Source organism: Flavobacterium sp. (genome assembly GCF_043778725.1).
Lineage (GTDB): Bacteria > Bacteroidota > Bacteroidia > Flavobacteriales > Flavobacteriaceae > Flavobacterium.
Map to the genome: position 1 here is coordinate 60,289 of NZ_JAYWFT010000153.1, position 12,252 is coordinate 72,540.

Genomic DNA, 12,252 nt, shown 5'->3' on the forward strand with positions numbered 1-12,252 from the left:
ACACTAGAACCTAAAAATAGTATTTTTTTTTAAAGAAAAAGTAGCTCAACAATCATTGTACTTCCATATTCTTACCGTTTACTTTTACCAATAAAACACAACTGCTTGATTATCAAATTAAAACAAATTAGTTTATATCGTTTTTAAAGAGTACCTTTGCACCCAATTTAAAATACAATATGAATAAATTTGAACAATTAGGATTGAATGAGTCGCTACTGCTGGCGATCAAAGATCTAGGATTTGAGAATCCGTCAGAAGTGCAAGAAAAAGCGATTCCAATACTATTGGAACAAGACACAGATTTAGTTGCTTTAGCACAAACAGGTACAGGGAAAACGGCAGCTTTTGGTTTTCCTCTTATTCAAAAAATTGATGCTGAGAATAGAGACACACAAGCATTAATTTTATCACCAACGCGTGAACTTTGCTTACAAATTACCAACGAAATTAAAAACTACTCTAAGTATGTAAAAGGAATACATACAGTAGCTGTTTATGGTGGAGCAAGCATAACTGAACAAGCAAGAGACATTAAACGCGGAGCACAAATTATTGTGGCAACTCCAGGTAGAATGCAAGACATGATTAACAGAGGTCTTGTAAACATTAAAAACATCAACTACTGTATTCTTGATGAAGCAGATGAAATGTTGAATATGGGTTTTTATGAAGACATCGTATCAATATTATCTGATACTCCAGACGAAAAAAGCACATGGTTATTCTCTGCAACAATGCCTGCTGAAGTAGCAAGAATTGCAAAGAAATTTATGACATCGCCTGCAGAAATCACTGTAGGAAGCAAAAATTCAGGTTCGGCCACTGTTTCTCACGAATTTTATTGTGTGAACGCTCGTGACCGTTATGAAGCATTAAAACGTTTAGCCGATGCTAATCCAGATATTTTTTCTGTAGTTTTTTGTAGAACAAAACGTGATACACAAGCCGTTGCAGAAAAATTAATTGAAGATGGATATAGCGCAGCTGCTTTACACGGAGATTTATCTCAAGCGCAACGTGATGGTGTAATGAAATCTTTTAGAGGACGTCAAATTCAAATGCTTGTTGCAACAGACGTAGCAGCTCGTGGAATTGACGTTGATAATATTACTCACGTAGTAAATTATCAATTACCAGACGAAATAGAAACCTACAATCACCGTTCTGGCCGTACTGGTCGTGCAGGAAAATTAGGAACTTCTATCGTAATTATCACTAAAAGTGAATTGCGTAAAATTTCGTCTATCGAAAGAATTATCCAACAAAAATTTGAAGAGAAAACTATTCCTTCTGGAATTGAAATCTGCGAAATACAATTACTTCACCTAGCTAATAAAATTAAAGACACTGAAGTTGATCATGAGATAGACAACTATCTTCCAGCTATTAACGAAGTTCTTGATGGATTAACTAAAGAAGAATTAATCAAGAAAATGGTTTCTGTAGAATTCAACCGATTCATCAATTATTACAAAAAGAAACGTGATATATCTGGTGAAAAAGGAGAAAGAAACGAAAGAAGTTCTGAACCAAGAGAAATTAGAGCTGGTGATCCAGTTAGATATTTTGTAAATATTGGTTCTAGAGACGATTTCGATTGGATGCAATTGAAAGATTTCTTGAAAGAAACATTAGACTTAGGTCGTGATGACGTTTTTAAAGTTGATGTAAAAGAAGGATTCTCTTTCTTTAACACAGACGGAGAACATACAGATAAAGTTATGTCTGTCCTTAACGGATTTGACCTTAACGGAAGAAGAATAAACGTTGAAATATCTAAAAACGAAGGTGGCGGCGGAAGCGGAAGACGCGATCACAACGGAAGAAGTTCTGGTGGTTTCGGTGGCGGAAGAAGCTCTGGAGGATTTAGAGGTGGTGATAGAAACGAAAGAAGTTCAGCTCCAAGAAGCGGAAGTTTTGGACCAAGAACAGACAGAAACGAAAGAAGTTCTGGAAGTGCTGCACCAAGACGTGAAGGAGGTTTTAGAAGTGAGTCATCAACTCCACGAAGAGAACCAGGTTCAACTCAAAGAGAAGATAGAGCACCAAGAAGATCTGAAGGAAGTTCTGATAGACCAGCAGGTCGTTCATTTGACGATGCAAAAACTAGAAGACCTAGAAGAAGTTAAATTATAATTTCTACATAATACTAAACTCCAATTTTTGATTTTTCAATATTGGAGTTTTTTTTTGGGGTTAGAAGCATTTTGTTAATTTTCTTATAATAATTTATCAAAGCTATTAATAATCTTCAATAGTTTTATACTTTTAAACTTTCAAACTAGGACATGAGATATTTTACTGCATTTTTATTTCTTTTTATATCGATAACTTCTTTTTCGCAAGAAACTTTGCTTCAAAAAAAAGTAACAGGAACAATTGTTAATGGTACCACTTCCATTCCTCTACCCAATGTAAATATCATCAATATAAACAGAGTTAAAGGAACAATCTCTAATATTCGCGGTTCCTTTGAAATTGACGCAAATGTTAACGATACATTACACATTACCATGATTGGATTTCAATCTCTACGAGTGAGAGTAACCAATGACTGGGTAAAAAACGGAAATGCCAAAATTGAACTAACCGAAAAAGCGATAGCTCTGGAAGAAGTTGTGGTAAGAAAATACAACCTAACAGGATATTTGGAAGTAGATACAAAATTAATTCCCGAAGAAGAAAACTACCGCTACAGCATTTCTGGATTACCACAAGGATATGAAGCTGGAGAATATTCACCCAGAGCATTTTCTCGTGTTATAAATTCTATATTTAATCCAGCAGATATGCTTTATAATTTCTTTGGCAAGAAATCTAAAGAATTGAGACGATTGAAAGAGATGAAAAAAGATGATACTGTAAAGAATCTTCTTGAAACCAAATTTGACAGAGAAACCATTTCAATATTGTTAGGAATTGATAAAAAAGAAATAGCCGAAATTTTACAACATTGCAGCTACTCTGAAGCATTTATTCAAACAGCTAATGATTTACAAATTTTAGACGCTATAAGTCAATGTTATGAGCAATATAAGGTGCTAAAAAAATAAAAAACGATAATTATAACAACATTCAATCCTCAAAGGCTAGCAACTATTGAGGATTTTTTTATTTTAAAAAAAATAACACTCTATAACAATAACTAAACACCATAAATAAATCATAAAGAAAATAAGAGTGTAACATAAGCCATTTTTAATAACGTACATTACAAAAAAAATGGCAATAGAGAAAAAAGTAAAGTTAGTTGAACAACTGTTTGAAAAACTTGAAAATGAAATTTCAAATTTCAAATCTGAAACCAATTTACATTGCATTGCTGGCTGCGGAAAATGCTGCTCAACTCCACAAATTGAGGCATCACCACTAGAGTTTTTACCATGGGCATTTCATCTTTTTCTAAATCATCAAGCTGAAAATATGCTAAATGAATTGAATGAAAAAACAACTTTTTTATGCCACATTTACAGACCGTTAAATGTTGTAGACAACAATAATGGCAGCTGTTCCAATTATAAATATAGAGGTCTAATATGCCGCCTATTTGGCTATGCTGCTAGCAAAGATCAATACGGAAAACTACGTTTGGCAACTTGTAAGATTATAAAAGAAAACCAACAAAAAAATTATAACACAACCGCTTTAGCAATAAAAAATGGGCTATACGTTCCTATTTTCTCTGATTATTACATGAATCTTTCACAAATAGATTTTGCCCTAGGAAAAAAAATGGTTCCTATAAACGTAGCGCTAAAAATGGCAATTGAAGAGGTATTACATTACTACGCTTACAGACCATTTCCTGATGAACTTGCTAATATTGCTTAATGAATTATATAAAACCAATTAAGTTTCATGCTAAATTACGATGGTATTAAACATAAAAAAATCTAAATTGCTCAGTAGCAATTTAGATTTTTTATTTAAATTTTATTGAAGATTATTTACTTAAATACATCTTTCTTCTAGAATACAATTCATAAAACTGATCGTCTTTCAAATCATCAATAAATAAAATACTTTCGCCTGTAGATTTCATTTCTGGTCCTAATGCTTTGTTCACATCTTTAAATTTACTAAAAGAAAAAACTGGTTGCTTAATTGCGTAACCTTTTAATTGCGGATTGAATGTAAAATCGGTTACTTTATTTTCGCCAAGCATTACTTTAGTAGCATAATTCACATAAGGTTCTCCGTATGCTTTCGCAATAAAAGGAACCGTTCTTGATGCTCTTGGGTTGGCTTCTATAATGTAAACAATATCATCTTTTATAGCAAATTGAATATTAATTAATCCAACTGTTCTTAACGCTAAAGCTATTTTATGAGTATGATCTTTTATTTGTTGCATTACAAATTCGCCCAGATTGAACGGTGGCAAAGTTGCGTTGGAATCTCCAGAGTGAATTCCGCATGGTTCAATATGCTCCATAATTCCTATGATGTACACATTTTCTCCATCGCAAATAGCATCGGCTTCGGCTTCAATTGCTCCATCCAAATAATGGTCTAACAATAGTTTATTTCCTGGGATATTTTTCAACAAATCGATAACATGCTCTTCCAATTCTTGCTTGTTGATAACAATTTTCATTCCTTGTCCACCAAGTACATAGGATGGTCTTACAAGTAATGGAAAATCTAAAACATCTGCCAATAATGAGGCTTCATCTGCACTTTCTGCAATTCCGAATTGTGGAAAAGGGATTTTTAAATCGGTCAATAAATTGGAGAAACGTCCTCTATCTTCGGCTAAGTCTAGTGCGTCAAACGAAGTTCCTAATATTTTTATTCCGTATTTAGATAATTTTTCGGCAAGTTTTAAAGCCGTTTGACCGCCAAGTTGCACAATTACACCTTCAGGTTTTTCGTGACGGATGATATCGTAAATGTGTTCCCAAAAAACAGGTTCGAAATATAATTTATCGGCGGTATCAAAATCGGTAGAAACCGTTTCTGGATTACAATTAATCATAATGGTTTCATATCCGCATTCTTTAGCAGCCAAAACTCCGTGAACACAAGAATAATCAAATTCAATTCCTTGACCAATTCTATTTGGACCCGAACCAAGAACTACAACTTTCTTTTTATTGGTTACAGCACTTTCGTTATGAACATATTTTTCGCCAGTTGCAGTTTCAATTTCGGCTTCAAATGTTGAGTAATAATAAGGAGTTTGCGCTTTAAACTCGGCAGCACAAGTATCTACTAATTTATAAACACGTTTTACATTTAAGTCTTCACGCAATTTATAAACTTGACTTTCCAAACAACCCATCATGTGCGCAATTTGTCTGTCGGCAAATCCTTTTTGTTTAGATTCTAGCAATAATTCCTTAGGAAGATTGGTGACATTATATTTAGAAATTTCTTTTTCTAAAGTATATAATTCTTCGTATTGTTTCAAGAACCACATGTCAATTCTAGTAATTTCATGAATTCTACTCAACGGAATTCCCATTGCTATAGCATCATAAATTACAAAAACTCGGTCCCAACTTGCAAAGGTCAGTTTTTCTATAATTTGTTCGTAGTTTTTATATCCTTTTCCGTCTGCTCCCAACCCATTTCGTTTAATTTCTAACGACTGAGTGGCTTTATGAAGTGCTTCTTGAAAGGAACGTCCAATTCCCATAACTTCACCTACAGATTTCATTTGAAGTCCAAGAGTTCGGTCTGCTCCTTCAAATTTATCAAAATTCCATCGTGGTATTTTTACAATTACATAATCTAAAGTTGGCTCGAATAACGCCGATGTGAGTTTGGTAATTTGATTTGGTAATTCGTCAAGATGATAACCTAGAGCTAGTTTGGAGGCCACTTTTGCAATTGGGTAACCTGTTGCTTTAGATGCTAATGCCGATGATCGAGAAACTCTAGGATTGATTTCGATGGCTACAATATCTTCTTTTTCGTCTGGTGAAACTGCAAATTGAACGTTACAACCTCCAGCAAAATTACCTATGGAACGCATCATTAATATTGCATAATCGCGCATTCGTTGAAAAGTAGTGTCAGATAAAGTCATTGCTGGAGCAACTGTAATGGAATCGCCTGTATGAATTCCCATTGGATCCATATTTTCTATAGAACAAATGATTACTACATTGTCGTTTTTATCGCGTAACAATTCCAATTCATATTCTTTCCAACCTATTAATGCTTTGTCAATCAAGACTTCATGAATAGGTGACATTTCTAAACCGTAGGTTAGTTTTTCGTCAAATTCTTCTTTTGTGTGAACAAATGCTGCTCCAGTTCCACCAAGTGTAAACGATGGACGAATTACTAATGGGAAACCAAATTCTTGTGCAATTTCTTTTCCTTTTAAGAACGAAGTTGCTGTTTTAGCTGGTGCTGTTGGTACATTTATTTTTTCTAACAATTGCTTGAATTGTTCTCTGTCTTCGGTAATATTGATTGCATTGATGTCTACACCAATAAGTTTTACGTTAAAATCGTTCCAGATTCCTTTTTCGTCAGCTTCGAGACACAGGTTTAAAGCTGTTTGTCCGCCCATTGTAGGAAGTACGGCATCAATTTGTGGATGTTCTTTTAGGATTTGAATGATTGACTTGGTCGTTAATGGCAATAAATAGACGTGATCTGCCATTGATGGGTCGGTCATGATAGTTGCCGGATTGGAATTGATAAGAATTACTTCAATTCCTTCTTCACGAATGGAACGTGCGGATTGTGAACCTGCATAATCGAATTCGCATGCTTGCCCAATAACGATTGGACCTGAACCTATTATTAAAACTGATTTTATTGAATTGTCTTTTGGCATTGTAGTTAGTTTGTAGTTGTTGTGTGTTTTCTTATTTCAAAGTTCGTTGTTCCTCATTCATCTGTTCAACATTCATTTTAAAGTTTGAATAACGATTAACGAAATTTGAAGTTCTGACTTAGCCCAGATAGAAATGGAAATCTTTTTTAATTTTTCTTTAAAATTAAAAAAATTGCAATGGATAGCTGGAAATAGCTCCTAAAAATTATGAAAATTTATGAACAAGTTTAAAAAAAAGCCGCTACTAATAAAAGTAACGGCTTGTTTCTGATTATCTCTAATCATTATTTTTTGTGTCTTGGTTCGCAAGAAACTGTCAATTTATGTCTTCCTTTCGCTCTACGACGCGCAAGTACTTTTCTTCCATTAGGAGTTTCCATTCTGTCCATAAATCCGTGTTTATTTCTTCTTTTTCTTTTCGATGGTTGAAACGTTCTTTTGCTCATGACGTGGTATCTTTAAAATATGATGATAATAATGTTAATAGGAATTGAAACTTTTGTTCTTTCAAAACCGAGTGCAAATATACGAACCTTTTTTTTTCTGGCAAGTAGTTTTATAAAAAATATTTTGAAAAACTTTATTACCTTTGTAACTTAAATATTTTAATTATGTTTCACAGAAATATCAAGCTTGTTATTGCAGGTTTAATCTTAGTTACCGCGGTTTGGCAATTTACCGAGAGTAATATTGGAAATGGAATTTTCCTTATCTTATTGACGCTTATTCCTATTTTTCTTTACTTCAAGAATGAATTTATTTTATTGGCGTTTCTACAATTGCGCAAACAAAACTTTCCTGGAGCTCAAAAATGGCTTTCTAAAATTACCAATCCAGAAACGGCTTTGGTGCAAAAACAACAAGGTTATTACAATTACTTGCAAGGATTGATGTTGTCACAGACTAACTTGATGCAGGCCGAAAAGTATTTTAAGAAAGCAATTCAATTGGGTTTAAACATGGATATGGATTTGGCCGTTGCCAAATTAAATCTTGCTGGTATTGCTATGTCTAGAAGAAGAAAACTAGAAGCAACAACGCTTATTAGTGAAGTAAAAAAGCTAGATAAACAAGGAATGTTGAAAGAGCAGATTACGATGATGAAAGATCAGATGAAGAAGATTTAGTTTTCAGTTTTTAAGTTAAATTGGTTCATAATAAAAAAGTTCGCAAAATTTGCGAACTTTTTTATTATGAACCAATAGCAGTAAATCTACTATTTCAGATCCAGAAATCCTAAACTAATTAATATCCTTCTGTTGGAATTTCTATTAGGTACTTTTTCTTGGTTGGATTAGCCAATTTTTTATCTCGCAACCATGGATTATGAATTTTTAAAATCTTGTAGTTTATTCCTTGTGATTTGGCAAATGTTGCTAAATCGGTTATAGAACTATCTACTTCAAGTGTTTTTGTTGGAATATTTTGGTACAATTCATATTTGGACACATCAAATCCGTAAAGTTGTGGGTTTTTCATGATTTCTTTAAGTGCTAAAATCCTAAAAACATATCTTGAGGTTTCATCAGTTAATAGTAAATCATAATAATCACTAACTTTTTGTTCTGTAATTTTATTGTTTACACCATTCATTCCTCCATTATACGAAGCTGCTGCCAAGGTCCAATTTCCAAATTTTTCTTTGGCTGTCAATAAATATTTGCATGCTGCTTCGGTAGATTTTTGAAGATGGTAACGTTCGTCTACAACATCATTTACCTCCATTCCCTTTTCTTTGGCTGTTTCGGGCATAAATTGCCATACTCCTTTAGCTCCAGAAGCCGAAACTGCATTAGTCAAGGCACTTTCTATTACTGCCAAATATTTAAAATCGTCTGGGACACCATATTTTTTTAGAATTGGCTCAATAATAGGAAATGCACGGTTGGCACGTTTTATTATTAAAATTGTTGATGAGTGCAAATTGGCATTTACAAGCAATTCTCTATCAAATCGTTCTTTAACATCGGCAATTTGTAATGGTGCTTTTTCGCCAGCAAAGTCAACAGTTGTTGGAAAATACTGTGCTGTACCTTCGTGTAAAATTTTTTTCTTTTCATCTCCTGAAGTTGCGAAGACAAACAACCCACTTACTAAAACCATTAGCGCAATTAGGGCTACAACTTGTATCTTTTTCATTTTCCTTTTTTTTAGCCTACAAAACTACAAAAACCGAGCCGAAAACCGGTACAACTTATTCTAATATAATTTTGGGCAAATTAGAATTAAACCATCTGAATCTATTTAAAATCATCATGTGTGTTCCTCCTTTAACATTAATAAATTTTTTAATATTTTTAGAAGGAAAAACCTCATCTGCATCACCATGAATATGAATAATAGTAGCGTCAATTTTAACTCGTTGCCAACACACCATCTGCTCAATTGCCCAATCAAGATAATTTTTATTGCGCATGTGAAGGTACTTTTCATAAAGTTTTAATTTCTTCTTTAAAAGGTCTCCAAAGGCATATTTCGTTAGCAACTCCACATCTTGCATCAACCCTGTAGGAATCAATTTATAAGCTTTTGTAGATTTTGCAATTTTCATTCTTTTAGGTAATTCTGTGTTTGATCTAATACTTGAAATAATAATAACTTTCTTAGGATTAAGAAATTGTTTCATTTCTTGAACTAGAACACCGCCAAAAGAAACCCCTATTAAAACTGCCTCTTTATCGTTAACTTTTTCTGCCATTCGTTTAGCATAATCTACCAATGTTTCTTTGGGTTTGGGCAAAATCCATTCTAGTAAATGAACTTCAAATAAGTCGCTTGATAAATCGATTCTTTCAAAAATAGTTGAACTAGCTGCCAAACCGGGCATAAAATAAACTTGAATTTTACTCATAACTTTAACTTAACATCTGTGTTTAATTCATTATTTATTCCGAAATTTGCATAAAAATAATTTATTTATTCCACTTGTTTATGAACTCAGCGTTAATTTTAGAAAAAATGGAAATTAAAGACAATACATTTGCAAGACAATTTGAGACTTTAGTTGACGGAAAATTAGTTTCTCTTGAATATTCTTTCCAAGAAAAGAAAATATTTCTTACTAGAATCAATGTACCAGAAGGTTTTACAAACGAGGAGTTTATAAATGATTTATTAAAAAACATCATGGAAATTGCTTATGAGCGCAAGCTAAAAGTAGTTCCAATTTTACCTAAAATAGCCTTATTCTTTAGAAAAAACACTACTTATAGAGATTTATTACCTCCTGGAATTAAAATATAATACTTTAAATTTCCAAAAAAAAATAAAATCCAAATTCCAGCAACTATGAAATTGAAATTTGGATTTTTTATTTAGGATTTTTTATATATTTTTATGCAATGAATTCTGAAGAAATTAAACTTAAAATAATTACTTTTTTTGAAAGTATCGAAAAATATTATGGCTGTAAAACTGAAATTACAGAAGGTTTATTTTGTGATGAGCAAGAGTTAGACGCCAACTTAACTACTTGGAATTTATCAGAATTTGAATTAATTCGATCTGCCTATAGAACTAATGGCGGCAGATTTATATTTGAAGGCGATAAAATGTATTACGAAATTTCAGGCGAAAGAATCATAGATTTCAAACAACCCGGAAGACATAAATACGAATTCATCGAGCAATATAGCGAAACTGTTTTTAGGATTACTAAGATTAGGTTTCACTATAAGTATTAACGTTTTTCAACCTCAATATTTAAAAACTCCATTCTTACGCTTCCGTCTTCATCAATTTTAGTCAAGTTGATTTTGTGTAAAGTATTAACCAATTCAGGATTCCAAGGTGTTTTTACTTTGACATAATTTTCAGTAAATCCGTAAATGTAACCTTCTTTATTTTCGCTTTCAAATAAAACAGTTCTGTTGGTTCCAATTTGATTTTCATAAAAAGCACGGCGTTTTTTAACTGATAATCCGCGTAACATTTTACTTCGTTTATTTCTAACATTCATTGCTACAACACCTTCCATAGTTGCAGCTTCGGTATTATCTCTTTCAGAATAGGTAAAAACGTGTAAATAGGAAATATCCATTTCGTTTAAGAAATTATAAGTTTCCAAGAAATGCTCATCGGTTTCACCAGGAAAACCTACAATAACATCAACACCAATACAAGCGTGTGGCATAACTTGACGAATATTTGTAACCCTATCAGTATAAACTTCGCGTTGGTAACGGCGTTTCATTTTGCCCAAAATTTCATTACTACCCGATTGCAATGGAATATGAAAATGTGGGACAAAAGTGCGGCTTTTAGAAACAAAATCTATCGTTTCATTTTTCAATAAATTGGGTTCGATAGACGAAATTCTCAAACGTTCAATTCCTTCTACTTCATCTAGAGCTTTTACTAAATCTAAAAAAGTATGTTCGTGTTTTTTATTTCCGAATTCGCCTTTTCCGTAATCACCAATATTTACACCAGTTAAAACTATCTCTTTAATTCCTTGTTTAGAAATATCAGAAGCATTTTTCAATACATTTTCTAAAGCATCACTTCTTGAAATTCCGCGTGCCAATGGAATGGTGCAATACGTACATTTATAATCGCAACCATCTTGTACTTTCAAAAACGCACGAGTTCTGTCGCCAATTGAATAACTTCCTACGTAAAAATCGGCTTCTTCAATTTCGCACGAGTGTATTTCGCCCATATCATTTTTGGACAAATCATTAATATAATCGGTAATTTTAAATTTTTCGGTAGCACCAAGAACTAAGTCAACACCATCAACAGCAGCAAGTTCCTCAGGTTTTAGTTGTGCATAACATCCAACGGCAGCCACAAAGGCTTTATCGTTGAGTTTCATGGCTTTTTTTACAATTTGCTTGAATTGCTTGTCGGCGTTTTCTGTAACTGAACAAGTATTGATAACATACATATCAGCAACTTCTTCAAAATCAACTCGTTCAAAACCTTCGTCTTGAAAATTTCTTGCAATAGTTGATGTTTCTGAGAAATTTAATTTACATCCTAAAGTGTAGAATGCTACTTTTTTTTTGTTTTCCATAAGATTGCTCAATTAGTGAAATCGTTGTCAAAAATTGAGAATGCAAATATAATAAATGTCTCAATTAGAAAATTAGAAAATTAGTTTAATTTTTATAATCTAATGGACACATTTTCTAATTGAGAGATTATCTAATTATCTTACTCTTTTCTATATTTTTTAGTTTCTTCAAAAACGTGTTCCATAATTTTAGCATCTTCATCAGAAAACTCGACTTGACGACGAGCCATTACAATTTTAGCTGTTTGAAACGCTTTGCTAGTTAAATAAGTAGTAAATCCAGAAGCGCCACCCCAAGAAAAACTTGGCACAAAATTGCGAGGAAAACCACTCCCAAAAATATTTGTAGAAACTCCGACCACAGTACCGGTATTAAACATAGTATTTATTCCGCATTTACTGTGATCACCCATCATCAATCCGCAAAATTGCAAAC

11 protein-coding genes and 1 pseudogene are annotated in these 12,252 nt (G+C 32.9%); 6 read left to right on the forward strand and 6 right to left on the reverse strand.

The window, feature by feature from the left end; all coding sequences use genetic code 11:
* Positions 1-179: 179 nt before the first annotated feature.
* The 3 genes from ACH2CG_RS14365 (at position 180) to ACH2CG_RS14375 (ending at position 3,834) form a co-directional block, all read left to right on the forward strand.
* Positions 180-2,132 (forward strand): DEAD/DEAH box helicase, encoded by a 1,953-nt coding sequence (locus ACH2CG_RS14365; RefSeq protein WP_395066391.1) that lies wholly within the window; start codon positions 180-182, stop codon positions 2,130-2,132.
* Positions 2,133-2,291: 159 nt separating this feature from the next.
* A complete protein-coding gene (locus ACH2CG_RS14370) occupies positions 2,292-3,056 on the forward strand; it encodes a carboxypeptidase-like regulatory domain-containing protein (RefSeq protein WP_395066393.1) in 765 nt (254 codons plus the stop codon).
* Positions 3,057-3,225: 169 nt separating this feature from the next.
* Positions 3,226-3,834, forward strand: a complete 609-nt coding sequence (locus ACH2CG_RS14375) for a YkgJ family cysteine cluster protein (RefSeq protein WP_395066395.1) — start codon at positions 3,226-3,228, stop codon at positions 3,832-3,834.
* A 112-nt stretch (positions 3,835-3,946) separates the two neighbouring features.
* On the opposite strand, the gene carB is transcribed toward ACH2CG_RS14375, so the two are convergent.
* Together carB and rpmH are read right to left on the reverse strand one after the other, a co-directional pair.
* Positions 3,947-6,799 carry a carbamoyl-phosphate synthase large subunit gene (gene carB / locus ACH2CG_RS14380; RefSeq protein WP_395066397.1) on the reverse strand — a complete coding sequence of 951 codons (2,853 nt, stop codon included), beginning with the start codon at positions 6,797-6,799 and terminating at the stop codon, positions 3,947-3,949.
* A 284-nt stretch (positions 6,800-7,083) separates the two neighbouring features.
* Positions 7,084-7,245, reverse strand: a complete 162-nt coding sequence (gene rpmH, locus ACH2CG_RS14385; RefSeq protein WP_074723512.1) for a 50S ribosomal protein L34 — start codon at positions 7,243-7,245, stop codon at positions 7,084-7,086.
* Positions 7,246-7,410: 165 nt separating this feature from the next.
* Here rpmH and ACH2CG_RS14390 point away from each other — a divergent pair, with 165 nt between their 5' ends.
* On the forward strand, positions 7,411-7,926 hold the full coding sequence (locus ACH2CG_RS14390) for a DUF2892 domain-containing protein (protein ID WP_395066399.1): 516 nt from the start codon (positions 7,411-7,413) through the stop codon (positions 7,924-7,926).
* A gap of 118 nt (positions 7,927-8,044) precedes the next feature.
* Here ACH2CG_RS14390 and ACH2CG_RS14395 read toward each other — a convergent pair whose 3' ends face one another.
* Together ACH2CG_RS14395 and ACH2CG_RS14400 are read right to left on the reverse strand one after the other, a co-directional pair.
* The gene (locus tag ACH2CG_RS14395; RefSeq protein WP_395066401.1) at positions 8,045-8,938 is read right to left on the reverse strand and encodes a lytic transglycosylase domain-containing protein; all 894 of its coding nucleotides are present in this window, start codon (positions 8,936-8,938) and stop codon (positions 8,045-8,047) included.
* 55 nt (positions 8,939-8,993) lie between these two features.
* Positions 8,994-9,650 (reverse strand): alpha/beta fold hydrolase, encoded by a 657-nt coding sequence (locus tag ACH2CG_RS14400; protein WP_395066402.1) that lies wholly within the window; start codon positions 9,648-9,650, stop codon positions 8,994-8,996.
* A 107-nt stretch (positions 9,651-9,757) separates the two neighbouring features.
* Between ACH2CG_RS14400 and ACH2CG_RS14405 the strand changes: the two genes are divergently transcribed.
* Positions 9,758-10,042 carry a GNAT family N-acetyltransferase gene (locus ACH2CG_RS14405; RefSeq protein ID WP_395066403.1) on the forward strand — a complete coding sequence of 95 codons (285 nt, stop codon included), beginning with the start codon at positions 9,758-9,760 and terminating at the stop codon, positions 10,040-10,042.
* 98 nt (positions 10,043-10,140) lie between these two features.
* Positions 10,141-10,482 (forward strand): hypothetical protein, encoded by a 342-nt coding sequence (locus tag ACH2CG_RS14410; RefSeq protein ID WP_395066405.1) that lies wholly within the window; start codon positions 10,141-10,143, stop codon positions 10,480-10,482.
* Here the strand turns inward: ACH2CG_RS14410 and mtaB are convergent.
* The gene (gene mtaB, locus ACH2CG_RS14415; protein ID WP_395066407.1) at positions 10,479-11,816 is read right to left on the reverse strand and encodes a tRNA (N(6)-L-threonylcarbamoyladenosine(37)-C(2))-methylthiotransferase MtaB; all 1,338 of its coding nucleotides are present in this window, start codon (positions 11,814-11,816) and stop codon (positions 10,479-10,481) included. The two genes, ACH2CG_RS14410 and mtaB, sit on opposite strands and share 4 nt — an antisense overlap.
* Before the next feature lie 140 nt (positions 11,817-11,956).
* Positions 11,957-12,252: pseudogene (locus tag ACH2CG_RS14420) on the reverse strand (glucose-1-phosphate thymidylyltransferase); the annotation flags it as partial.

Bases quoted from the DNA above. Each gene is read 5' to 3' on its own strand.
- carB (WP_395066397.1), bottom strand. From the start codon at position 6,799: ATGCCAAAAGACAATTCAATAAAATCAGTTTTAATAATAGGTTCAGGT.
- ACH2CG_RS14375 (WP_395066395.1), top strand. From the start codon at position 3,226: ATGGCAATAGAGAAAAAAGTAAAGTTAGTTGAACAACTGTTTGAAAAA.
- mtaB (WP_395066407.1), bottom strand. From the start codon at position 11,816: ATGGAAAACAAAAAAAAAGTAGCATTCTACACTTTAGGATGTAAATTA.
- ACH2CG_RS14365 (WP_395066391.1), top strand. From the start codon at position 180: ATGAATAAATTTGAACAATTAGGATTGAATGAGTCGCTACTGCTGGCG.
- ACH2CG_RS14370 (WP_395066393.1), top strand. From the start codon at position 2,292: ATGAGATATTTTACTGCATTTTTATTTCTTTTTATATCGATAACTTCT.
- ACH2CG_RS14400 (WP_395066402.1), bottom strand. From the start codon at position 9,650: ATGAGTAAAATTCAAGTTTATTTTATGCCCGGTTTGGCAGCTAGTTCA.
- ACH2CG_RS14410 (WP_395066405.1), top strand. From the start codon at position 10,141: ATGAATTCTGAAGAAATTAAACTTAAAATAATTACTTTTTTTGAAAGT.
- ACH2CG_RS14395 (WP_395066401.1), bottom strand. From the start codon at position 8,938: ATGAAAAAGATACAAGTTGTAGCCCTAATTGCGCTAATGGTTTTAGTA.
- ACH2CG_RS14390 (WP_395066399.1), top strand. From the start codon at position 7,411: ATGTTTCACAGAAATATCAAGCTTGTTATTGCAGGTTTAATCTTAGTT.
- rpmH (WP_074723512.1), bottom strand. From the start codon at position 7,245: ATGAGCAAAAGAACGTTTCAACCATCGAAAAGAAAAAGAAGAAATAAA.
- ACH2CG_RS14405 (WP_395066403.1), top strand. From the start codon at position 9,758: ATGGAAATTAAAGACAATACATTTGCAAGACAATTTGAGACTTTAGTT.